Below are 23,343 nucleotides of genomic sequence, written 5' to 3'. Positions count from 1 at the left end.
GGGCGAGGACTTTTTGGTTACCTTTTTGGTCCCTCAAAAAGTGACCCGCTGTAAGAGCGGAACCATAAGCCGCCGTTACCTCAGGAATGGATATGTACTCAGTCTGATCCAGCCCCCTGGTCGGCTGTCAGGCCGCCATCGCAGGCAACCAAATCCCACAGAAAAGCAGATCAGCGCCCAACAGCAGTGCGCCACACCCGCGCAATATCCGCCGCGCGTTCGCGCAATAGGCGTGGCGCTTCGCTGCAGGCCTGTTCCAGGCTCATAGGCCCCGAGGGCAAGGCAAAGGCCGCATTCACGCCGTGGGCGTACATGTGCTCGTAGCCGTCGCCCAAAGTGCCGGCGATCACGATGACGGGAACACCGTGCTGCCGGGCAATGCGCGCCACGCCAAAGGGGGTTTTGCCGCGCAACGTCTGGGCGTCGAAGCGCCCTTCGCCAGTGATCACCAAGTCGGCGCCCTGCACCGCCTCGTCAAGCCCGACCAGCTCAGCGACCACCTCTACACCCGCGCGAAACTGCGCGCCGAGGAAGGCCTTGGCAGCAAAGCCCAAGCCACCCGCTGCACCGCTTCCGGGTTCGTCGCGTACGTCTTTGGGCAACACCTTGGCGCAGTGATCGGCAAAGTGCCCGAGCGCCGCGTCCAGCTGTTCGACCTGCTGCGGGTTGGCGCCTTTTTGCGGGCCGAAGATCGCCGAGGCCCCGTGCGGGCCGCACAACGGGTTGTTCACGTCGGCGGCGATTTCAAAACGTACCTGGGCCAGGCGCGGGTCCAGGTGCTCCAGGCTGATGCGCGCCAGGCGTGCCAAGGCCAGGCCGCCGGGTGCGAGTACGTGGTCTTGGGCATCAAACAATTGCACCCCAAGCGCCTGCATCGCACCTGCGCCACCGTCATTGGTGGCGCTGCCGCCAATGGCCAGGATGATGCGCTGCGCGCCCGCATCCAGGGCGGCGCGAATTAGTTCGCCGGTGCCGTAGGTGCTGCTGGAGCAAGCATCGCGCTGCCCCGGCGGCACCAATTGCAAACCACTGGCCTCGGCCATTTCGATCAGCGCGGTGTGGCTGTCGGCCAACCACCCCCAGCGCGCCTCGACGAAGCCGCCCAAGGGGCTTTGCACGGTTTGGCGGCGCAGTTCGCCATTGCACGCAGCGAGTACCGCATCCACCGTCCCTTCACCGCCATCCGCCATCGGGCACTGGACCAATTGCGCGTCCGGCCACACCTGGGCCAACCCGTCGGCAATCGCCTGGGCGACGCCTTCGGCACTCAGGCTGTCCTTGAACGAGTCGGGGGCGATGATGATTTTCATGGGCTTTCTCCGGTTTTTATAACGCCCATGCTGCCAGTTGGCCGCGGCAATAACGCCGGTCCGATGCACAAGTGTGGGTGAGGTTTGTTGTTCATTCCGACAAAGCCTGGGGCAGCAGCTGTACGCCGAGGTACAGGGCGAGCATGCCATCCAGGGTCAGCGGGTCGACACCGCTGAGCTCGGCAATGCGCTCCATGCGATAGCGCAGGCTGTTGCGGTGGATGCCCAACGCGTCTGCGCAGGCCTGGCTTTGGCCGTCGTGCTCGCACCAACTGCGCAAAGTGGCCAGGAGTTGGCCGTTGGTGTCCTTGGCCAGTACTTTGCGCAGCGGGTTGAGCAACTCATCCAGCGCATCGTCGTTGCGATGGCGCCAGAGCATCACCGGCAGGCGATAGCGGTTGAGGGTCAACAGCCGTGACTGCGGCAAAATATCCCGACCATAGGCCAACAAATCGCCGACCCGTCGGTAGCAACGGCGTAAACCGGCCAAACCCTCGGCCTGCCCGCCCACGGCAACGCGCAGCACGTTCCAACCCAGGCTTTGGAGTTTTTCCAGCAGCCGTGGGTTGTCCACCTGCACCGTCGCCGGCCGGCACCACAACAGCGAAAACTGTGCGGAGCTGACGCACCAACTGTCCGGGTAACGGCTGGTCAGCCAGGCACTTAATGCCTCCGCCGATTGGCCCACGCCCAGTTCAAACAGATACGGCGTGCGCGCCATCTGCGGCTTGAGCCCCAGTTGCTGGGCCTCATCGACCAGGCGCGGCGAGTCGCCACTTTCAGCCAGCAACAAGGCCAGCAAGTCATCGCAACGCTGGCGCCGCCATTGTTGCTCGGCCTGCTGATGGCGATGACTGACCAGCATCTCGGCGGTCATGCGCACCAGTTCGGCATAGGTGCGCAACAATTCAGGTTCGCCGGTGATGCCGAGTACGCCGATCAAGCGTTGGTCGTGCATCAAGGGCAGGTTGATGCCGGGCTGCACGCCTTTGAGGTGCTTGGCGGTCTGGCCGTCGATTTCCACCACCCGGCCGTTGGCCAGCACCAGTTGCGCGCCCTCATGCCGGGTATTGATTCGCTCCGGTTCGCCGCTGCCGAGTATCAGGCCCTGGCTGTCCATGACATTGACGTTATAGGGCAAGATCGCCATGGTGCGATTGACGATATCCTGCGCCAGGTCATGATCCAGCTCGAACATGGGGCTAAATTCCTGAAAAAAGCGACTTGGTCATCGGCACAGCGCAAAGCCTGCTTGACTGTGCGCGAGCACAAAGACAGCAGCCCGCCAGGTGGCCGAGACTCATTGGGCGATCAACGTTACCTTCGCATCGCGAAAAATCATAATAAAGAGAGACTGCCATGTCACAGAGCGCCGCTGCCACACTGGCCACCGATGACGATAAAAACGCCATCTACAAGCGCATTACCCTGCGCCTGATCCCCTTCATTTTCATCTGCTACCTGTTCAACTACCTTGACCGGGTAAACGTTGGCTTTGCCAAGTTGCAGATGCTCGATGCCTTGAAATTCAGTGAAACCGTATACGGCCTGGGTGCCGGGATTTTCTTTATCGGCTACGTGCTGTGTGGCGTGCCGAGCAACCTGGCGTTGACCAAATTCGGCCCACGGCGCTGGATTGCGCTGATGATGATCGTGTGGGGCACGCTCTCGACGTGCTTGCTGTTCGTGACGACACCGACGCATTTCTATGGCTTGCGCTTGCTGACCGGCGCCGCCGAAGCTGGCTTCTTTCCGGGCGTGGTGCTGTACCTCTCGCAGTGGTTCCCGACCTTTCGCCGTGGGCGAATCATGGCGCTGTTCATGTCCGCGATCCCGGTATCCGGTTTGCTCGGCAGCCCGTTTTCCGGCTGGATTCTCAACCACTTCGCCGCTGGCCAAGGTGGCCTGGCGGGCTGGCAGTGGATGTTCCTGCTGCAAGGCATTCCCACCGTAATCCTCGGCGCCCTCGCCTACTTCCTGCTCAGCGACAGTTTTGCCAATGCCAAGTGGCTCACGCCCCATGAACGCGCGGTGCTGGAAGCCGACCAGGCGACGGACTTGGCGAACAAGCCGAAAACCACCACGGACTCGTTGGGCGAAGTGTTCAAAAACCCGGCGATCTGGGCGTTCGGCCTGATCTACTTCTGCATCCAGAGCGGCGTCTACGCCATCAACTTCTGGCTGCCGTCGATCATCAAGAGCCTGGGCTTCAGCGATAACCTGGTGATTGGCTGGCTCAGCGCGATTCCGTACTTGCTGGCCGCTGTGTTCATGTTGCTGGTGGGCCGCTCTGCCGACTTGCGCAAGGAACGACGCTGGCACTTGGTGGTGCCGATGTTGATGGGCGCTATCGGCTTGGTGATTGCCGTGAATTTCGCCACGACGCCGGCAATCGCAATTCTCGGCCTGACCATCGCCACCATGGGCGCCCTCACCGGCCTGCCGATGTTCTGGCCGGTGCCGACCGCCATGCTCAGTGCGGGCGCAGCGGCAGGCGGCCTGGCGCTGATCAACTCCATGGGCCAGATGGCCGGCTTCCTCAGCCCTTACATCGTCGGGTTTGTGAAGGATGCCACCGGGTCGACGGATGTGGCGTTGTACTTGCTGGCGGCGGTGATTGTGGCGGGTAGTGTGTTGGCGCTGCGTATGACGCGGACGTTGAAGGCATAACCTTTTCTCAGCTGCAATGAGGACAATGTGGGAGCAGGCAAGCCAGCTCCCACATTTTTGTCCTGTGTTTACAAAGGACCGCCGCCGTCGATGTCGATGACGGCGCCGGTCATAAAGCCATTTTCCATGGCCAGCACATACCCCGCCGCCACTTCTTCAGCCTGCCCTACTCGCCCCACCGGCAGCGCTCCACCGGCCTTGGCGAACATCGCCACGCGCTGCTCCTCCCCCAACCCGGCATAGGCTGGCGTATCAATCACCCCTGGGCTGATCACATTGACCCGGCGCGGTGCCAGTTCTTTCGCCAACTGTTTGCCGAGCGCCTCGGTCGCGGCGTTGATGCCGGTCTTGATGAACTGGCCTGGCGCCAATTTGCGGCCCAGTTGGCCCGAGGTCAGGCTGATGCTGCCGTGTGCGTCGAGAAAAGGTAGCGCCAGTTGAATCGCGCGCAACGAGCCCCACAGCTTCACATTGAAATTGTCCTGGGCTTCGGCCAGGTCGGTCTCGATCAAGGGTTTGGCGCGCACCGACGGCCCCGAGGTATAGACCAGATGGTCAAAGCGCCCGACCGTCTCGAACAAGCGCTGCAAGGACGCGCTGTCAGTGACGTCGACCGGCTCGCTGCGCACACCGTTGTCGACACTGGAGGTCAACCGGCGCCCGGCCAGCACCACCTGTGCGCCACGTGCCACGGCGGCCTTGGCCACGGCGGCGCCGATACCGCTGCTGCCGCCAATCACGATGATGGTTTTACCGCTGAGAGAAGATGCCATGGGGTTAATACCTGACTGAGAAAGTGAGTTTTCATCTTCCCAGCTTGGCAATCACGGAAAAATCCCGGTAAAACGACAAGATCTTTAAAGGATTTTTACAAATGAGCTCAACCCTGGACCTGGAAGTGTTCGTACGCACCGCTGATACGGGAAGCCTGTCGGCGGCGGCGCGCAGCCTCAACCTGACGCCGGCGGCGGCGAGTATTGCGCTCAAGCGCCTGGAAACCCGGCTGGGCATCCGCCTGCTTGCCCGCTCCACGCGCAGCATGCGCCTGACCGAGGAAGGTCGGCGCTACCTGGACAGCGTGCGGGTCGCCCTGGAGGCCTTGGCGGAAGGCGAGCAGGCGATCAAGCAACAGGGCCAGAGCCTCAGCGGTTTATTGCAGTTGGCGGCGCCTTCGGATTTTGGCCGCAATGTGCTGCTGGGCTGGCTGGATGAATTCAAGCTCGAACACCCGAACATCCGCCTGCAGTTATTGCTCAACGACAGCAATGCCGATTTGTTCCGCGACACCGTCGACATCGCCCTGCGCTTTGGTGTGCCACGGGATTCAAGCCTGGTGGCGCTGCCGGTGGTACCCGGCCACCATCGCATTCCCTGTGCGAGCCCCGACTACCTGGCGCGTCACGGCACACCGCGCACGCCGGCGGATTTAGCGCAGCACAGTACGCTGCGCTACATGCGCCGAGGGCAAGCCAACAACACCTGGTATTTTCGCCAGGGCGCCGTGTTGCAGGAGGTCGAGGTGAGCGGCGATTACCTGAGCGACGACGGTGAAATTGTGCGGCGCTGGGCCTTGGCCGGTCATGGCATTGCCTATAAAGCCAACCTGGACATTGCCAGCGATATTCGCGCCGGGCGCCTGGTGCCGCTGTTGCCCGACTGGCAAGGCGAACCCACACCGTTCAACCTGATGTGCCCGCACCGCCTGCAAGTGTCGGAGCGGGTGAAAGTGCTGCACCGATTTTTACAGGCGCGCTGTGAGGCCTTGCTGAGTGCATGAAGAAACGCGCACAGGGCTTGTTCCAGAGCCATCGAGTCTGGTATTGCATGGGGCACGTTTCCCTGCCATGAGGAGCTTTGCATGATTTACCGCACATTGGGCCAGTCCGGGTTGAAGGTCAGTGCACTGACCCTGGGCACCATGATGTTTGGCGAGCAGACCAACACCGAGGACTCGCTGCGCATCATCGACAAGGCCTGGGACCAGGGCATCAATTTTATCGACACCGCCGACGTCTACACCGGCGGGCGCTCCGAGGAAATCGTCGGCGAAGCCATCGCCCGCCACCGTTCGGATTGGGTGCTGGCCTCCAAGGTCGGCATCGGCCCGGCGGACGGTTTGCCCAACCGCAGCGGCTTGAGCCGCAAGCGCATTTTCAATGCCGTGGAGGCCAGCCTCACACGCCTGGACACGGACTACCTGGACATCTACTACCTGCACCGGGAAGACCACGACACGCCGTTGGAAGTAACCGTGTCGGCCATCGGCGACCTGATCCGCCAGGGCAAGATTCGCTATTGGGGGCTGTCCAACTACCGCGGCTGGCGCATCGCCGAAGTAATTCGCGTGGCCGAGCGTCTGGGCGTGGACCGGCCGATCATCAGCCAGCCGCTGTACAACATCGTCAATCGCCAGGCCGAGGTCGAGCAGATCACCGCCGCAGCCGCCTACGGTTTGGGCGTGGTGCCCTACAGCCCGCTGGCCCGTGGTGTACTCAGCGGCAAATACGCTCCCGACGTGACACCTGAAGCCGGCAGCCGCGCGGCGCGCCAGGACAAACGCATTCTGGAAACCGAATGGCGGGTGGAATCGCTGCGCATCGCCCAGCAGATTCAGCAGTACACCCAAGGGCGTGGCGTGGGCATTGTCGAGTTTGCGATTGCCTGGGTGCTGAATAATGCGGCGGTGAGCTCGGCGATTGTCGGGCCGCGTACCGAGGCGCAGTGGGATGCGTATACCGGGGCGTTGGATGTGACAATCACGGCGCAAGATGAAGCGTTTATTGATTCACTGGTGACGCCAGGGCATTCGTCTACGCCAGGGTTTAATGATGTGAGCCATTTTGTGTCGGGCCGTGTGACTCGGTAAAAAACCCGCCCAATTTTTCAGTATGGGCGGGCTTGCTCGCCCTGTGCTTACAGTCGGTCTTGGAATAGGTCTTCGAGCTCTTTTACGGTCCTATCGGTTGGCTGCCTATTTTTTATCGCATCGCCTGCCGCCTCACCAAGCACCCTGCCCCAGCCGTATTTAGGCACGAGCCCTTGGATATAATCGCCAGCCGTTGCAAGCCATTCATCCATTTCAGCCTTGGACTTTCCGAGCTGCTTGCCGATATCGTTATGCTTATTCAGGAACTTCAGTAACGCGGTCACTGGATTATCCAGCGTCACCTCAACAGACGCTGCGGTCTCTCGGCTGACCCCGAGTAATTCGAGAAACTCCGATGTCCAGAAAAACGGGTTCTTCAAAAAATCCCCGAACCCGTTGACTAACAAATCATAGGCACCGCTGATGCGCCCCCCCCAAACTGTTCTCGGATTGCAATAAGACAATGGGCTTGTTACTGGTCAATGCATCTTTCAAATAATACAAATTACCTTTATTACCCAACCCCGTGAGGCTGCCGCTGGCATCGTATTTATAGGTAACCACCTCACCATCAGGGCGTACGCCGGAGTAAATGGCAAACCCCAGATGACTGACCCCAATGCGCTTTAAGTCTGAAAGGCCGTTGACATCAATTGGCGTTTTCGGTTCTTGACTGAACCGGTGCAGTTGCTCGAACACATTGCCTAGAATGTTGCCCGCCTCTCCCAATGTTCCTTCGGGCACGCTATCGTCCGGGGAGGACGCCCACGCCAGCATTAATTGCTTCACTTTTTTGACGGTATCGGAATTGGGATCACTGTCGAAATGTTTGAGAAATGCCTCCAGTGCAACAGGATCCTGTGCGAGCTCCTTCAAATACTGTTGCACCTCCTGTGTGGTTTTAAACTCGCGGAGGGAGTCGGTATGTTTCTCCGGTATATAAAGTACAAAATTAGTTTTCCCAGGAACCACAGGTTCACGCCTGATCATAAATATATCGTTGGCTCGCACATCGCCGACGCCAAAATACTGCGTTTGTACTTTGGTGTCGTGTGACGCGTCCGGATAAACAAGCGGACGAATCAATTCTTTGCCTTGTGGACTCAAGGCGTGATGCGCGGAATCTCGCCTCAATGCCTTGGAGAAGGTCTTGTAGGTGCTCGATGTTTTCCAGGCAGGGACAGTTTCGGGGGATGGCGTAGAACTATCGTTGGACGTGTTGAGCGCATGAGGTTCACCGGCAGGTATCAGTGCAGTCTGCGAGGCAAGATTGTCTAGTTGAGTTCGCATTGAGTTATCCTCTTGTCTTTTGTCTGAGTCAGCAAATAGGGGTGGACTGCCCATTGCGTGAGGGCCGTTACCACACGGCGATGCCGTCCATTAATCGGTGTTAAATCTGCTCGCTCGTTAGTTGAAGCTCGCACGTGATACTTATCAGTCATGCAGAACTTTGCGTCTAAACAACGCAGGGCATATGAGCAAGCGTCGTCATCCTTATGTGACGTCGGCGTGGGAAACTGTTCCATTGAAATGACTTAATCAGCGTGACAAAGAATGTCGCGAACCCTATATTCCCCGCCTAACTTCCCCTTCTTATGAGTCAACGGCTTTCGCGAGGACAGTGTGTCTAAAGGTGTTGTGTTATCGGTATTGGCCTCGGTGTTGTTTGCCGTGATGTATTACTTCACGTCGCTGCTCACGCCATTGAGTGGCCTGGAAATTTTCGGTTGGCGCATGTTGCTGACCGTGCCGTGCATGACCGTGTTCATGATCGTCAGCGGCGAATGGCGGCGGGTCTGGGAGCTGCTGCGCATGCTGGCGAGTAAACCGCGACTGATCGGCGGCGTGCTGCTGTCGTCGGCCTTGCTCGGTGTGCAGCTCTGGCTGTTTATGTGGGCACCGCTGAATGGGCGCAGCCTGGATGTGTCGGTGGGCTATTTTCTGTTGCCGCTGACCATGGTGCTGACCGGGCGCTTGGTGTACGGCGAACGCTTGTCGCGCCTGCAGCAGATCGCGGTGTTTTTTGCCGCCCTCGGCGTGCTGAACGAGCTGTATCAGGCCGGTGGTTTTTCCTGGGCGACGCTGGTGGTGATCATCGGCTACCCGATCTACTTCGTGGTGCGCAAATACCTGACCACCGACCACTTGGGCGGCCTGTGGCTGGACATGGCATTGATGCTGCCGGTGGCCTGGTGGTTTGTGCAGCACGGCGAACAGGGCTTTGCCGTGATGGATATTCACCCGAAGCTGTATGCGTTGATTCCGATGCTGGGCGTCATCAGTGCCTCGGCACTGGTGAGCTATATCGTTGCCAGCCGCTTGCTGCCCTTCAGCCTGTTCGGGCTGCTCAGCTATGTGGAGCCGGTGCTGCTGCTGGCGGTGGCGTTGATATTGGGTGAAGGCATCAAGGGCGGCCAGTGGCTGACCTATATCCCGATCTGGCTGGCGGTGATGGTGCTGGTGTACGAAGGCTTCAAGCACTTGGTGCGCCAGCGCAAAGCGTGATTCGCAGCCAATAAAAAGCCCGGCCGAGGTTAACTCGGCCGGGCTTTTTTACCCTTAGTCGGCGGTCAAAACACCGCGACGCACCTGGTCACGTTCGATCGACTCGAACAGCGCCTTGAAGTTGCCCTCGCCGAAGCCATCATCGCCTTTGCGCTGGATGAATTCGAAGAACACCGGGCCCATCAGGGTTTCCGAGAAGATCTGCAGCAGCAGGCGCTTGTCGCCGGCAATCGACGAACCGTCGAGCAGAATGCCGCGTGCTTGCAGTTGGTCCACCGGCTCGCCGTGGTTCGGCAGGCGGCCTTCGAGCATTTCGTAGTAGGTGTCTGGCGGCGGGGTCATGAAGCGCATGCCGATCTTCTTCAGCGCGTCCCAGGTCTTGACCAGGTCGTCGGTGAGGAATGCCACGTGCTGGATGCCCTCGCCGTTGAACTGCATCAGGAACTCTTCGATCTGGCCGGCGCCCTTGGACGATTCTTCGTTCAGCGGGATGCGGATCATGCCGTCCGGCGCGCTCATGGCCTTGGAGGTCAGGCCGGTGTATTCGCCCTTGATGTCGAAGTAGCGCGCTTCACGGAAGTTGAACAACTTCTCGTAGAAGTTGGCCCAGTAGACCATGCGCCCGCGATAAACGTTGTGAGTCAGGTGGTCGATGACCTTGAGGCCGGCACCCACCGGGTTGCGGTCCACGCCTTCGAGGAACACGAAGTCGATGTCGTAGATCGAGCTGCCTTCGCCGAAACGGTCGATCAGGTACAGCGGCGCGCCGCCGATGCCCTTGATCGCCGGCAGATTGAGTTCCATCGGGCCGGTTTGGATATGGATCGGCTGGGCGCCGAGTTCCAGAGCGCGGTTATAAGCCTGTTGCGAGTCTTTGACGCGGAACGCCATGCCGCACACCGACGGGCCATGTTCGGCGGCGAAGTACGAGGCGAGGCTGTCAGGCTCATTGTTGAGGATCAGGTTGATCTCGCCCTGGCGATACAGGTGCACGTTCTTGGAACGGTGGGTCGCGACTTTGGTGAAGCCCATGATCTCGAAGATCGGCTCAAGGGTGCCCGGGGTTGGCGATGCGAATTCGATGAATTCAAAGCCCATCAGGCCCATTGGGTTTTCGTATTGGTCTGCCATGGAGGCACCTCATCATTCTTGTAGTTAACAAATAGTTATTTGCGAGCAAGGATGAGGTCGGCGGGTGGCGCGCAGGAGAGGCCTCGCACGCTGCGGGCGAGGAAGTCACCAAAGATGAGGGGGGAGCCGAGTAGCTTCATGGTTACATCAGTCTCTGACGGCCGAGGCTTGCGTGAGCGCAAGTCCATATTCTTGTATGCGTAAATCGATTCTACACAGCGTAACAGGGTTTGTCCGCACTCTTATCAAATCCCCAATGGCCGGGCCGGTGCAAGGGGTTTGTTGCACAGATAGATTCCCAGCAGGATGACTGCCCCACCCAGCAGCATCGGCGCGGTCAATTGCTCCCCCAACAGCACGGCGCCGCAGATGACGGCTGTCAGCGGGTTAAGCGCAATGAACACACCGGCGCGGGTCGCGCCGATCCGGCGGATTCCGTCATACCAGGCGATGTAGGCCAGCGCGGAGCCGAGTATGCCCAGGTAGAGCAGGCTGAGCAGTTGCGGCAGATGGATGGCGCTCAGGGCTGACAATGTCAGCTTGCCGCCGACCAACGCGGTGAGCGCCAACATCGCCGTGCCCAGCAGGATGGACCAGGTCACGGTTTGCAGTGGCCCCAGACTTTTGTTGAGGCCACGGGAAAACAACGAGTACACGCCCCACCCCACCACGCAGCCGAAAATCAACAGGTCGCCGCGCCAGGCATTGTCGGCGCCCTGCAACAGGTGCGGGTTGCGGCTGACAATGACCACACCCGCTCCACCCAGGCAAAAGGCGATGCCCAGGGATTTGGCCGCGCCCAGGCGCTCCTTGTGCAGAAGCCACGCAGCCAGGCCGATCACCGCCGGGTTGAGTGCGACGATCAAGGACGCTCGCGACGCGTTGATGTATTGCAGGCCGTAAAAGAAACACAGGTTGTAGAAATAAATCCCGAAAAATCCCAGCATCGCCAACTGCATTAACTGGGTGCCGCTGGGCCGCGCCAGGCGCACGCGCACAAGGGCCATGAACCCCAGCAGCGCTGCGCTTGCCAGCACAAAACGCAAGGTTGCAGCCAGCAGCGGGTCAACGTCAGCGGCCAGGTAGCGGCCAGCCACAAAGGTCGCGCCCCAGATCATGGTGACAGCGGCAAGTTTGAGGTAAGTCAGGCGGTCAGGCGAAAACGTCATGGTGGTGCTCTTTGCGTGTCAGGGTTGGGTTATCCTGCGACTAATGTCTGATCATCGTAAAATGAGTAAATACTCATGACACTCACGCAACTGGAAATCTTCTCGCGTGTAGCCGAGCTGCACAGTTTCACCCTCGCCGCGCACCGACTGGGTATCGGCCAGTCGGCCGTTTCCCATGCGATCAAAGCCCTTGAACAGGAACTGGGTGTCGAACTGTTTCGACGCCATCAGTCTCACGTCGAACTCAGTGACATCGGCCGGCAACTGCTGATGCGCGCCCGCACGCTGCTCGGCGTGGCCGACACCCTGCAACAGGAAGCCTCGGATGCCCGGGGCATGAAGCGCGGCACGCTGCGCATCGGTTCGTTTGGCCCCACTTCATCCAATCGCCTGTTGCCGCGCATTCTTGAGCGGTTCAGGCGTGAGCATCCAGGCATTGAAGTGCATGTGGATGAAGGCCCGGACCGCCAAGTGATCCAGTGGCTGGATGAGCGCCGTATCGACGTCGGCTTTGTGGTGCTGGAACAGGAGCGTTTCGATACGTTTGCGCTGTTCCAGGACCAGATGGTCGCCCTGCTGCCCGCAGCGCATCCGCTGGCCGTGCAGCCTTGCGTGGAATTGAAGGCGCTGTGCGACGATCCGTTCATTCTCACCGACGCGGGTTCCCAGGAGCTGGTCTCGCGGTTGTTCACGGCTGCGCGGCTAACGCCGAATGTACGTTACCGCTGCTCGCAACTGCTCAGTACCCTGGAGGCAGTCAGCCGCGGCGACGGCGTGAGTGTGGTGGCGCAGGCATCATTGCCCGAGACGCCGGACACGCGTTACCACGTGCGGCCGCTGACGCCACGCGTCAGCCGTGACATCGGCCTGGCGGTGCTGGACCAACGCCAGTCGACGCCGGCGACGCTCGCGTTTATTCATCTGGCGCAAGGCCTTGATTTCTAGCGCTGCCCCTGGCGGAACGGCCAGGTACGGCGAGCTTATTTGGCCTGCGCCATCTATCATTCGACTAATCTGATCAGCGCCGTCGGCGCTTTTCCCACTCTGCGACAGGCCGTTCCCTTCATGCCCCTGACCGTCAACGGCCCGCGAAAACGCGCCACCCGCTATGTAATCACAGCGCTCAGCGGCCTGCTGCCGATCGCGTTGGGCGTCGTCATCCTGTATTGGCAGGCCGAACGTACGCTGCAACAAAGTACTGCGCAAACCGCCCGCGAAGCGGTGCGCCAGTTTGACTTGATGCTCAGCAACACCGAGCTCGCCGCCCAGGCGTTGCTGCCGCTGGCTGGCCAACCTTGCGACAACGGTGCGCAACTGGCGCTACGCGAACAAGTCACGCGGCGGCCCTTTGTGCGGGCCACCACGTTGTCCTGGCAGAAGAACATCTATTGCAGCTCCCTGTTCGGCGGCAATTACCAGTCGCCGGTCAACCCGGACGATTATGTCGATGGCAAACTGTGGTTAATGAACGGCAACCCGGTGACGCCGGATACGGCGCTGCTGGTGTACCGCTTGGTTGACGGTGACAAGGCGGCCTTTGCCTCGATTGATGGCTACCACCTGACCAACGCACTGCGCCTGATCAGCCGCTACACAGACCTGGTGCTGCAAGTGGGGCCTAACTGGCTGGACGCCGACGGCAAGGTGCACAACACCGCAGTGCCGGCCTTCGCCGTGGCCCACCAGCATTTGGCTTCAGAGCGCTATCACTACAGCGTCGAGGCGGGCATGCCGTCCGGCGAAGTGTGGCGTTATATGGAAGCACGCTACCCGGCGCTGTTCAGCCTGCTGGTGTTCTTTGGGGTGCTGGCCGGCGTGCTTGCGCACTGGCTGCAAAAACGCTCCTCTGCACCCACCCATGAGTTGCAGCGCGCCTTGGGCGCCAACGAGTTCATCCCGTATTTCCAGCCCGTAGTGCGCGGTGATACGCATGAATGGGCGGGTTGCGAAGTGCTGATGCGCTGGCAACATCCGAAGGAAGGCTTGGTGCGCCCTGACTTGTTTATCCCGCTGGCGGAGCATTCCGGCTTGATCGTGCCGATGACCCGCGCATTGCTGCGCCAGACGGCTGAACAACTTGCCCCGCATGCCGGGCGTTTCAGTCCGGGCTTTCATATTGGCGTGAATATCACCGCACGCCACTGCCTGGATCTGGACCTGGTGGAGGACTGCCGGGCATTTCTCGCCGCCTTCACGCCTGGCCAGGTCACGCTGGTACTGGAGTTGACCGAACGCGAACTGATCAAGCCAACCGATATCACCCGTCGCCTGTTCGATGCCCTGCATCAACTGGGCGTGATGATTGCGATTGATGACTTTGGCACCGGCCATTCCAGCTTGGGTTACTTGCGCAACTTTAATGTCGACTACTTGAAGATCGATCAAAGCTTCGTGGCCATGATAGGTGCGGACGCCCTCTCGCGGCATATTCTCGACAGTATCATTGAACTGTCCGGCAAGCTGGATTTGGGCATCGTTGCCGAAGGCGTGGAAACAGCCGAGCAGCGTGACTATCTTGCAGCACACGGTGTGGATTTCCTGCAGGGTTACCTGTTTGGTCGGCCATTACCCTGTGAAGAGTTCATTAAGTCGCTGACCAGCCATTGAATAGCCATACACCGCGCTTGATGAAATTATCTTATTTAGTCAACAGACGTGATTTACTCCCGACGCATTAACTACTACAATTTTTCCTGCCTGTGCTGAACTCGCAGAAAGGCCTCTTTCTTTGAGTTATTTTAAAGCTCTTGGCCTACAGCTTTATCTGCAGTTGATGTCAGCAAACACCATTATTGGAGTACAGATTTTGTCCAGACTCGCCGAATTTCGCGCAGCAGAAAAAGCCCTTCAAGAGCAGCTTGCCCAGCTCGAATCCTTGAAGAACGACGCCGGCCTGAAGAAAGAAATCGAATTCGAAGAAAAGCTGCAAGGCTTGATGAAGCAGTATGGCAAAGGCCTGCGCGACATCATCTCGATCCTTGATCCAAACCCTGGCAAGGCCAGCGCCACGCTCGCCGCACCAAAACAGCGCCGCGCACGCGTGGTCAAGGTGTATAGCAACCCGCACACCGGTGAGCTGATCGAGACCAAAGGCGGCAACCACCGCGGCCTGAAAGCCTGGAAAGAACAGTATGGCGCCGCCACTGTTGATTCCTGGCTTCGCGGCTGATCGCAACGCATTAACAGAAAGCCCCGCATAAGCGGGGCTTTTTGTTTAAGGGTTCGGAAACGAACTTAACTACTAGTTCATTGGGTTCAAAATCGATCAACCTAGTGCATTCAAAGTTTCAGACTGTCGCGCACCGAACCGACTTCTGCCTTGCTGGCCTCATAAGCCTCAGCTTGGCCGGCGTATGAAAAAACATAGGCTTTATCGGTATCGACCGCGCCCACCAATGTTTGCGACAACACGTGTCGGCCGTTCTCGGTAATCACGCAAGTAGTTTCCAGTGCTTCAAGACGGCTCAATGTGCTGGGGTGCATCTTGCTGCACACGCTTTGATAACCACCCTGGGCAAAATCCTTCTGGATGGATTTACGCATTTCCAGCAAAACACCTTGAAGATTAACTTTATGCCCCGCCTCTATGGGTGTGCCGGTCAACTCCATGACCATCAAGGTGTTGCCATTTTCATCGTTTTTGATCGCGCGTTGCCGAGACACAGCCTGGGGTTTACCCGGCGCCTCGCCATCCGGTACAACTTCCTCGACTTGCCAGCCGCTGGGCCAGTGAATTTCCGGGTCGGCCGCCTGCACGAATGGGCTGACCAACAGGAAACACATGGAGCTCAACAGCGATTTACGGAATTCAATCATTACGAAAAACACCCAAGGTTCAAGCGACAAAGTTTGAGCCTCGGCACCCGCTGGTCGCAAGCGCTGCGTGACCTTTTTCATTTGGCGCAGTAGCCAGCCCTTGCGTATCATGGCTGCGCTGCAGGGATGCTTGCCGCAAGCCAACGGACCGCGCCTATTCTTTCAAGTCGCGTTTGCCCCATTTTTTTCTGGAGGGCCCATGAGCCTGCACGATCTGAACACTTTCCCGGGCGTCACCGCCCAACCTGACACCGCCACCACGAACTTCGTGTTCAACCACACCATGCTGCGGGTCAAGGACATTACCAAGTCGCTGGATTTCTACACCCGCGTCCTGGGTTTTTCCCTGGTCGAAAAGCGCGACTTCCCGGAAGCTGAATTCAGCCTGTACTTCCTGGCCCTGGTCGACAAGGCCCAAATCCCGGCCGACGCCGCTGAGCGCACCCAGTGGATGAAGTCGATCCCAGGCATCCTGGAACTGACCCACAACCACGGCACTGAAAACGATGCCGACTTTGCCTATCACAACGGCAACACCGACCCGCGTGGCTTTGGCCACATCTGCATCTCGGTGCCGGATATCGTCGCTGCGTGTGAGCGTTTCGAAGCGCTGGGCTGTGACTTCCAGAAGCGTTTGAGCGATGGCCGCATGAAAAGCCTGGCCTTTATCAAGGACCCGGATGCGTACTGGGTTGAAATTATTCAGCCGGCGCCGCTGTAAGCGGACGGGGTGACGCGGAGCGTCACCGGAGGCATTCCCACGCGGAGCGTGGGAACGATCAAGCAAAAACCCCATGATCAGTCATGGGGTTTTTTATTTGCGGGGCTGGATTTACGCGGGTGCGGAAGTGCGGATCAGGTGATCGAAAGCACTCAGCGATGCTTTGGCGCCCTCGCCTACTGCGATCACGATTTGCTTGTACGGCACGGTTGTCACGTCACCGGCAGCGAATACGCCTGGCAGTGAAGTCTCGCCACGCGCATCGACAATTATCTCGCCACGCGGGGTCAGTTCCACAGTGCCTTTGAGCCAGTCGGTGTTGGGCAGCAAGCCGATCTGCACAAAGATGCCTTCCAGGTCGATGGTCTTGAACTCACCACTGTCGCGGTCCTTGTAAGCAAGACCGGTGACTTTCTGGCCATCGCCTTTGACTTCGCTGGTCAGCGCGCTGGTGATCACGTCAACGTTTGGCAGGCTGTAGAGCTTGCGCTGCAACACGGCGTCGGCGCGCAGTTTGCTGTCGAACTCCAGCAAGGTCACGTGACTGACGATACCCGCCAGGTCGATGGCCGCTTCAACGCCGGAGTTGCCGCCGCCGATCACCGCCACGCGCTTGCCTTTGAACAGCGGGCCATCGCAGTGCGGGCAGAAGCACACGCCTTTGGCTTTGTATTCCTGCTCGCCCGGCACACCCATTTCGCGCCAGCGGGCGCCGGTGGCCAAAATCACGGTCTTGGACTTGAGCGTCGCACCACTTTCGAAGCGAATTTCGTGCAGGTCGCCGGCGTTTTTCGCCGGGATCAAGCTGCTGGCGCGCTGCAGGTTCATGATATCCACGTCGTACTGACGCACGTGGGCTTCAAGGGCACTGGCGAGTTTCGGGCCTTCGGTTTCTTGCACCGAGATAAAGTTCTCGATGGACATGGTGTCCAGCACTTGCCCGCCGAAGCGCTCAGCCGCCACACCGGTGCGAATGCCTTTACGTGCGGCGTAGATGGCGGCTGCCGAACCGGCTGGGCCACCGCCGACGACCAGTACATCAAAGGCGTCTTTGGCGCTGATTTTCTCGGCAGCTTTTTCAATGCCGCTGGTGTCGAGCTTGGCGAGGATTTCTTCCAGGCCCATGCGGCCCTGGCCGAAGTTCACGCCGTTGAGGTAGACGCTGGGCACCGCCATGATCTGACGCTCATCGACTTCAGCCTGGAACAATGCGCCGTCGATGGCGACGTGGCGGATGTTCGGGTTGAGCACGGCCATCAGGTTCAACGCCTGGACCACGTCCGGGCAGTTCTGGCAGGACAGCGAGAAGTACGTCTCGAAGCTGAACTCGCCTTTGAGGGCGCGGATCTGTTCAATCACTTCGACACTGGCCTTCGAGGGGTGGCCGCCGACTTGCAGCAATGCCAACACCAGGGAGGTGAATTCGTGGCCCATGGGGATGCCGGCGAAACGCAGGCTGATATCGGCACCCGGGCGGTTGATGGAGAACGAGGGCTTGCGCGCATCATCGCCATCGGTTTTCAGGGTGATCAGCGTGGTGAGGCTGACAACATCCTGCAAAAGGGCAAGCATTTCCTGGGATTTCGCACCGTCGTCGAGGGAGGCGACGATCTCGATCGGCTGGGTGACCCGTTCCAGGTATGACTTCAACTGAGCTTTAAGATTGGCGTCCAACATACGGGCGATTTCCTATTAATTCGGTTTATTGCAGACAAAAAAACGCCCGAGCGAAACTCGCCCGGGCGTTTTGGGGGCGGATGCAGCTTACTTAAGTGCGGAGTCCCGCCCTTGATATTTCACAGACTTAGATCTTGCCGACCAGGTCCAGGGACGGAGCCAGCGTGGCCTCGCCTTCTTTCCACTTGGCTGGGCACACTTCGCCTGGGTGGGCAGCAACGTACTGAGCAGCCTTGATTTTGCGCAGCAGCTCGGAAGCGTCACGGCCAACACCGCCGTCGTTCAGTTCAACGATCTTGATCTTGCCTTCTGGGTCGATCACGAAGGTGCCACGGTCTGCCAGGCCAGCTTCTTCGATCAGTACGTCGAAGTTGCGCGAGATGGTCAGGGTCGGGTCGCCGATCATGGTGTACTGGATTTTGCCGATGGCTGGCGAAGTGTTGTGCCAGGCAGCGTGAGCAAAGTGGGTGTCAGTGGAAACGCTGTAGATTTCGACGCCCAGTTTCTGGAATTCGGCGTAGTTGTCAGCCAGGTCTTCCAGCTCGGTTGGGCAAACGAAGGTGAAGTCGGCCGGGTAGAAGAACACGACGGACCATTTGCCTTTCAGGTCAGCGTCCGACACGTCTACGAAGTTGCCGTTTTTGTACGCGGTAGCTTTGAACGGTTTTACTTGGCTGTTGATGATAGGCATCGTTGACTCTCCGTCAGGGTTAAGAAGTTGATGAGATGAATCCTACCGACTCTTTCCGTCGATGGCTCATTGGCAAACCTGATGCTGACGATTGGTTTTCCCTATCAGGTGACGGTATTAATAGAAGAAATCTCAAATCAGCGGCTGGGTCGCCAAGGTCATCCCGAGAAAGGGCGTCGCTTCAACATAGCGCATAGCCGATTTCATGTCCTTCCAGCCGACGTAACTCATCAGCGACTTAAGGTCCCAGCCGCTGCGATGAGCCCAGGTGGCAAAGCCCCGGCGCAATGAGTGACTGGTGTACAGGTCGGCCGGGATGCCCGCACGCTCCAAGGCTTGACGCAAAAGCGGGATCACGCTGTTAGCGTGCAAGCCCTCCTCGCCCAGGTTGCCCCAGCGATCAATCCCACGGAACACCGGGCCGCGTACCAGCCCCGAGACGCTCAGCCAGTCGCTGTACGCCTGCACCGGGCACAGGCGCAGCAAGGCTGGCGTCTGGTAGGTCTTGCCGAGGTTGTCGCGGTCACTTTTGCTGCGCGGCAGGTACAGGCTGATGCCGGCGCCGGGCACCGCCTGCACGTGCTCGATATTCAACCTGCACAACTCATCACTGCGAAAACCGCGCCAGAAGCCCAGCAGGATCAATGCGGTGTCGCGTTTGGCACGCAGCAAGCGTGGCAAGTCCTGGTCGCTGTTCGCCTGCTGGGCCTCGGCGGCCAGTGAAGCCACCACTTGTTCCAGGTGCTTGAGCTGCAGCGGTTCGGCCTGCTTCTCCTGCGCCGGGTGCACGGCGCGAATGCCCTTGAGCACCTTGCGCACCACCGGTGCCTTGGTCGGGTCGGGGAAACCCTGGCTGGTGTGCCATTGCGCCAGCGCCGAGAGCCGCAGCTTCAGGGTGTTGACTGCCAATACGCCGGCGTGCGCCACCAGGTAGCGCGCCACGCTGTCACTGGTGGCAGGCAGGAACCCGCCCCAGCTCACTTCGAAGTGCTCGATGGCCGCCCGGTAACTGCGACGGGTGTTATCGCGGGTGGCGGCGTTGAGATACCGATCCAGATCGCTCATGAAGGGCCTATTCGTACTGCTACAGGGTGAATCCGCGCCTAAAACGGCTATGACACGGGATAATACGCCAATATCCCATCTGTTAAATCATGAATTTAAACGTCTTTTTATCCGTGTTACAGTATGTATCTACATACCACGTACCACAGTACTAAATCGACGGAGACCCCATGGCTCGTGGCGGCATAAACAAAGCAGTAGTTCAAACGGCACGCTTGGCGATTTTGGCCCGCGGCGAAAACCCGAGTATCGATGCAGTGCGCATCGAGATGGGCAATACCGGCTCGAAAACCACGATTCATCGCTATTTGAAGGAGCTGGACGACAGCGAAAGCCGGGTGACCATCACCGAAGCGCCGATCGACGACGAGCTGGGCGAACTGGTTGCGCGCCTGGCTCAACGCCTGAAAGACAAAGCCCAGGAGCCCATCGACCTGGCGCTGGCGCACTTCGAACAGCAGAAAGCCGCCCTGCTCGCCCAGATAGAAACGCTGGAGGCCGCTCACACCGACCTTAAGCAGCAATTTGAAATCCAGTCTTCAGCACTGGCAGAAGAAAGCGCCGCCCTGCAAACCGCGAGCACCAGCCTGCAAACCGAGCAGACCCGCAACGCCGGGCTCAGCCAGGCGTGCAGCGATTACGAGCTGAGGATTACGGATAAGGACGAACAGATTCGTTCGCTGGAAGAAAAACACCTGCACGCCCGGGACGCCCTGGAGCATTACCGCAATGCGATCAAGGAGCAGCGTGAGCAGGAACAACGACGCCACGAAGGCCAGTTGCAGCAGGTGCAGGCGGAATTGCGCCAGGCCCAGCAAAGCGCCATGGTGCGTCAGGACGAGATCACGCAATTGCATCGCGACAACGAGCGGTTGCTGATCGAGCAGCGCGTGACCGCAAAGGAATTGGCCGCGCTGCAGGAGCAGAGCCGCAAAGACCAGGCCGCGCAGCAAAAACTCAGCGAGCAGGTCAACCTGATAGAAAGCGAACGCACCCTGCTTCAGGAACGCCTGCGGGTTGCCGTGCTGGAGAGCCAGTCACGCCAGCAAGCGCTGGCCGAACACCAGCAGAGCAACAAAAGCCTGGAGCTGGACCTTATCAAGGCCCAGGCCAGTATCGAGGCGTTGCGCCTGGCCGCTGCCGTTGCAGCAGCGCCAGAGGCAACTCCGCAAGGCTGATCAGTTCGCCACAGGCGTGCGCATGGTGACGAACTCTTCCGCCGCCGTAGGATGCACGCCGATGGTTTCGTCGAAATGCTGCTTGGTCGCGCCCGCCTTGAGCGCGATCGCCAGGCCTTGCACGATTTCACCAGCGTCCGGCCCGACCATGTGGCAGCCCAGCACCTTGTCGGTGTCGGCGTCGACCACCAGCTTCATCAAGGTTTTTTCCTGGCAGTCGGTCAGCGTCAGCTTCATTGGCCGGAAGCGGCTTTCGAAGATCTGCACCTTGTGGCCGTTCTTCTTCGCCTCTTCTTCAGTGAGGCCGACGGTGCCGATATTCGGCAGGCTGAATACCGCCGTTGGGATCATCGCGTAATCCACTGGGCGGTATTGCTCAGGCTTGAACAGGCGCCGCGCTACCGCCATGCCTTCGGCCAGGGCCACCGGCGTCAATTGCACACGACCAATCACGTCACCGATTGCCAGGATCGACGACTCGGCGGTCTGGTACAGGTCATCCACCGCGACGAAACCGCGCTCATCCAGTTTGACGCCGGTATTTTCCAGGCCCAGGTTGTCCAGCATCGGGCGGCGGCCGGTGGCGTAGAACACGCAGTCCGCTTCGAGTACGCGACCGTCTTTCAAAGTGGCCTTGAGGCTGCCATCGGCTTGCTTGTCGATGCGCTCGATATCGGCATTGAATTGCAGGTCCAGACCGCGCTTGGTCAGCTCTTCCTTCAGGTGCGTACGCACCGAACCATCAAAGCCGCGCAGGAACAGGTCGCCGCGATACAGCAGCGAGGTCTGTGCGCCCAAGCCATGGAAAATGCCCGCAAACTCAACGGCGATGTAACCGCCGCCGACTACAAGCACACGCTTGGGCAACTCTTTAAGGAAGAACGCCTCATTGGAGCCGATCGCGTGTTCGCGCCCTGGAATCTCTGGAATCTGCGGCCAGCCGCCCGTCGCGATCAGGATGTGCTTGGCGGTAAAGCGCTCACCGTTGATCTCTACCTGGTGCGGATCCACCAGGCGCGCATGGCCTTCATGCAAGGTCACGCCGCTGTTGACCAGCAAGTTGCGGTAGATGCCATTGAGGCGGTTAATCTCGCGGTCCTTGTTGGCGATCAGCGTGGCCCAATCGAAATTCGCCTCGCCCAACGACCAACCAAAACCGCTGGCCTGTTCGAAGTCCTCGGCAAAATGCGCCCCGTACACCAAGAGTTTTTTCGGCACGCAGCCGACGTTAACGCAAGTGCCGCCCAGGTAGCGGCTTTCCGCCACGGCCACCTTGGCACCAAAACCGGCAGCAAACCGCGCTGCGCGAACACCGCCGGAACCGGCGCCAATTACATACAGGTCAAAATCGTAGGCCATTTCACTCTCCTCGGCAGGACATCAGCATACCGATTTAGATGGGGCTGAAAAACGAAAAAGCCACCCTAAGGTGGCTTTCTCTTAAAACACTGAGCAAGCGTGAATCAGTAAGCCTTGCCAGTTTTGTAGAAGTGCTCGTAGCAGAAGTTGGTCGCCTCGATGTAGCCTTCGGCGCCACCGCAGTCGAAACGCTGACCTTTGAACTTGTAGGCAATCACGCAGCCGTCTTTAGCCTGCTTCAACAGGGCGTCGGTGATCTGGATCTCGCCACCCTTGCCTGGCTCGGTTTCTTCGATCAGCTTGAAGATGTCCGGCGTCAGGATGTAACGGCCGATGATCGCCAGGTTCGACGGTGCATCTTCCGGTGCCGGTTTCTCGACCATGTCACGGACGCGGATCAGGCCATCACCAATGTCGTCACCGGCGATCACGCCGTACTTGTTGGTTTCGGTCGGGTTCACTTCCATGACCGCAACGATGGTGCAGCGGTATTTCTGGTACAGCTTGACCATCTGGGTCAGCACGCCGTCGCCTTCCAGGTTGACGCACAGGTCGTCCGCCAGTACCACGGCGAACGGTTCGTCACCGATCAGTGGGCGGCCGGTCAGGATCGCGTGGCCAAGGCCTTTCATCTGGGTTTGACGGGTGTAGGAGAACGAGCACTCGTCGAGCAGTTTACGGATGCCGACCAGGTATTTTTCCTTGTCGGTGCCCTTGATCTGGTTTTCCAGCTCGTAGCTGATATCGAAGTGGTCTTCCAGCGCGCGCTTACCACGGCCGGTGACGATGGAAATTTCGTTCAGGCCGGCATCCAGTGCCTCTTCGACGCCGTACTGAATCAGTGGCTTGTTCACCACCGGCAGCATCTCTTTGGGCATGGCTTTGGTCGCTGGCAAGAAGCGAGTGCCGTAACCGGCTGCTGGGAACAAGCATTTCTTGATCATATGAGTCCTTACAAAGGGCTGTGCGTACGGAATTCGGCGCAGTCTAATCAGGCCGCAGTCACCTTACAATGGGTCCTGCTGGCGTTGCGATGTCAACATAGAGAAAAAATGTCGGCGTAAGTTCCACTTATCTTCCGACAAGTACCTTCACCGTCGACAGGCAAACAACCTACAAGCCAGTGTTTCTGAGGGCTACATCCTTTTTAGCATGCTTTCAGGCCGAGGGCACTGATGTGGAATA

22 protein-coding genes are annotated in these 23,343 nt (G+C 59.2%); 9 read left to right on the top strand and 13 right to left on the bottom strand.

What is annotated here, in order from left to right; translation table 11 throughout:
* Window positions 1-170 precede the first annotated feature (170 nt).
* Together HX783_RS27415 and HX783_RS27410 are read right to left on the bottom strand one after the other, a co-directional pair.
* Complete coding sequence (locus tag HX783_RS27415; protein ID WP_177018955.1) at window positions 171-1,310, bottom strand: glycerate kinase; 1,140 nt, start codon at window positions 1,308-1,310, stop codon at window positions 171-173.
* Window positions 1,311-1,401: 91 nt separating this feature from the next.
* Window positions 1,402-2,508, bottom strand: coding sequence for a sugar diacid recognition domain-containing protein (locus HX783_RS27410; RefSeq protein ID WP_177018954.1), 1,107 nt, complete (start codon window positions 2,506-2,508; stop codon window positions 1,402-1,404).
* 161 nt (window positions 2,509-2,669) lie between these two features.
* On the opposite strand from HX783_RS27410, the gene HX783_RS27405 reads away from it, so the two are divergent.
* On the top strand, window positions 2,670-3,980 hold the full coding sequence (locus HX783_RS27405; RefSeq protein WP_177018953.1) for an MFS transporter: 1,311 nt from the start codon (window positions 2,670-2,672) through the stop codon (window positions 3,978-3,980).
* 68 nt (window positions 3,981-4,048) lie between these two features.
* Here the strand turns inward: HX783_RS27405 and HX783_RS27400 are convergent, their stop codons facing one another.
* Window positions 4,049-4,753, bottom strand: a complete 705-nt coding sequence (locus HX783_RS27400; RefSeq protein ID WP_177018952.1) for an SDR family oxidoreductase — start codon at window positions 4,751-4,753, stop codon at window positions 4,049-4,051.
* 101 nt (window positions 4,754-4,854) lie between these two features.
* On the opposite strand from HX783_RS27400, the gene HX783_RS27395 reads away from it, so the two are divergent.
* Together HX783_RS27395 and HX783_RS27390 are read left to right on the top strand one after the other, a co-directional pair.
* Window positions 4,855-5,757, top strand: coding sequence for a LysR family transcriptional regulator (locus tag HX783_RS27395; protein WP_159956648.1), 903 nt, complete (start codon window positions 4,855-4,857; stop codon window positions 5,755-5,757).
* An 81-nt stretch (window positions 5,758-5,838) separates the two neighbouring features.
* Window positions 5,839-6,846, top strand: coding sequence for an aldo/keto reductase (locus HX783_RS27390; protein WP_177018951.1), 1,008 nt, complete (start codon window positions 5,839-5,841; stop codon window positions 6,844-6,846).
* A gap of 47 nt (window positions 6,847-6,893) precedes the next feature.
* Here the strand turns inward: HX783_RS27390 and HX783_RS27385 are convergent, their stop codons facing one another.
* A complete protein-coding gene (locus HX783_RS27385; protein ID WP_177018950.1) occupies window positions 6,894-7,226 on the bottom strand; it encodes a hypothetical protein in 333 nt (110 codons plus the stop codon).
* A gap of 28 nt (window positions 7,227-7,254) precedes the next feature.
* Window positions 7,255-8,136: a dermonecrotic toxin domain-containing protein gene (locus HX783_RS27380; protein ID WP_177018949.1), complete on the bottom strand. Its 882-nt coding sequence runs from the start codon at window positions 8,134-8,136 to the stop codon at window positions 7,255-7,257.
* Window positions 8,137-8,469: 333 nt separating this feature from the next.
* Here HX783_RS27380 and rarD point away from each other — a divergent pair, with 333 nt between their 5' ends.
* A complete protein-coding gene (rarD, locus tag HX783_RS27375; RefSeq protein WP_159956654.1) occupies window positions 8,470-9,351 on the top strand; it encodes an EamA family transporter RarD in 882 nt (293 codons plus the stop codon).
* Window positions 9,352-9,405: 54 nt separating this feature from the next.
* On the opposite strand, the gene hppD is transcribed toward rarD, so the two are convergent.
* On the bottom strand, window positions 9,406-10,482 hold the full coding sequence (hppD, locus tag HX783_RS27370; RefSeq protein ID WP_159956656.1) for a 4-hydroxyphenylpyruvate dioxygenase: 1,077 nt from the start codon (window positions 10,480-10,482) through the stop codon (window positions 9,406-9,408).
* 245 nt (window positions 10,483-10,727) lie between these two features.
* A complete protein-coding gene (locus HX783_RS27365; RefSeq protein WP_177018948.1) occupies window positions 10,728-11,651 on the bottom strand; it encodes a DMT family transporter in 924 nt (307 codons plus the stop codon).
* A 75-nt stretch (window positions 11,652-11,726) separates the two neighbouring features.
* Between HX783_RS27365 and HX783_RS27360 the strand changes: the two genes are divergently transcribed.
* The 3 genes from HX783_RS27360 (at window position 11,727) to HX783_RS27350 (ending at window position 14,820) form a co-directional block, all read left to right on the top strand.
* Window positions 11,727-12,596: a LysR family transcriptional regulator gene (locus HX783_RS27360; protein WP_177018947.1), complete on the top strand. Its 870-nt coding sequence runs from the start codon at window positions 11,727-11,729 to the stop codon at window positions 12,594-12,596.
* 120 nt (window positions 12,597-12,716) lie between these two features.
* Window positions 12,717-14,258, top strand: a complete 1,542-nt coding sequence (locus tag HX783_RS27355; protein ID WP_177018946.1) for an EAL domain-containing protein — start codon at window positions 12,717-12,719, stop codon at window positions 14,256-14,258.
* A gap of 199 nt (window positions 14,259-14,457) precedes the next feature.
* Window positions 14,458-14,820, top strand: coding sequence for a histone-like nucleoid-structuring protein, MvaT/MvaU family (locus HX783_RS27350; protein ID WP_159961461.1), 363 nt, complete (start codon window positions 14,458-14,460; stop codon window positions 14,818-14,820).
* Between the two features lie 110 nt (window positions 14,821-14,930).
* Here HX783_RS27350 and HX783_RS27345 read toward each other — a convergent pair whose 3' ends face one another.
* Complete coding sequence (locus tag HX783_RS27345; RefSeq protein WP_177018960.1) at window positions 14,931-15,467, bottom strand: DUF4946 domain-containing protein; 537 nt, start codon at window positions 15,465-15,467, stop codon at window positions 14,931-14,933.
* Window positions 15,468-15,666: 199 nt separating this feature from the next.
* Here HX783_RS27345 and gloA point away from each other — a divergent pair, with 199 nt between their 5' ends.
* Window positions 15,667-16,188 carry a lactoylglutathione lyase gene (gloA, locus tag HX783_RS27340; protein ID WP_177018945.1) on the top strand — a complete coding sequence of 174 codons (522 nt, stop codon included), beginning with the start codon at window positions 15,667-15,669 and terminating at the stop codon, window positions 16,186-16,188.
* A gap of 111 nt (window positions 16,189-16,299) precedes the next feature.
* Here the strand turns inward: gloA and ahpF are convergent, their stop codons facing one another.
* The 3 genes from ahpF to HX783_RS27325 all read right to left on the bottom strand — a co-directional run bounded on the left by ahpF (window position 16,300) and on the right by HX783_RS27325 (window position 19,621).
* On the bottom strand, window positions 16,300-17,865 hold the full coding sequence (gene ahpF / locus HX783_RS27335; protein ID WP_012724170.1) for an alkyl hydroperoxide reductase subunit F: 1,566 nt from the start codon (window positions 17,863-17,865) through the stop codon (window positions 16,300-16,302).
* Between the two features lie 127 nt (window positions 17,866-17,992).
* Complete coding sequence (ahpC, locus tag HX783_RS27330) at window positions 17,993-18,556, bottom strand: alkyl hydroperoxide reductase subunit C (RefSeq protein ID WP_053255965.1); 564 nt, start codon at window positions 18,554-18,556, stop codon at window positions 17,993-17,995.
* Window positions 18,557-18,688: 132 nt separating this feature from the next.
* Entirely contained in the window at window positions 18,689-19,621 is a 933-nt protein-coding gene (locus tag HX783_RS27325; RefSeq protein WP_177018944.1) for a site-specific integrase, read from the bottom strand.
* Window positions 19,622-19,791: 170 nt separating this feature from the next.
* On the opposite strand from HX783_RS27325, the gene HX783_RS27320 reads away from it, so the two are divergent.
* Window positions 19,792-20,799 carry a DNA-binding protein gene (locus tag HX783_RS27320; RefSeq protein WP_177018943.1) on the top strand — a complete coding sequence of 336 codons (1,008 nt, stop codon included), beginning with the start codon at window positions 19,792-19,794 and terminating at the stop codon, window positions 20,797-20,799.
* On the opposite strand, the gene gorA is transcribed toward HX783_RS27320, so the two are convergent.
* Window positions 20,800-22,158 carry a glutathione-disulfide reductase gene (gene gorA / locus HX783_RS27315; protein WP_177018942.1) on the bottom strand — a complete coding sequence of 453 codons (1,359 nt, stop codon included), beginning with the start codon at window positions 22,156-22,158 and terminating at the stop codon, window positions 20,800-20,802.
* A gap of 104 nt (window positions 22,159-22,262) precedes the next feature.
* Window positions 22,263-23,102 (bottom strand): UTP--glucose-1-phosphate uridylyltransferase GalU, encoded by an 840-nt coding sequence (galU, locus tag HX783_RS27310; protein WP_003173830.1) that lies wholly within the window; start codon window positions 23,100-23,102, stop codon window positions 22,263-22,265.
* Window positions 23,103-23,343 lie beyond the last annotated feature (241 nt).

Source organism: Pseudomonas sp. D2002 (assembly GCF_013385735.1).
GTDB lineage: Bacteria > Pseudomonadota > Gammaproteobacteria > Pseudomonadales > Pseudomonadaceae > Aquipseudomonas.
This window is presented reverse-complemented; position numbering and strand designations above follow the sequence as displayed.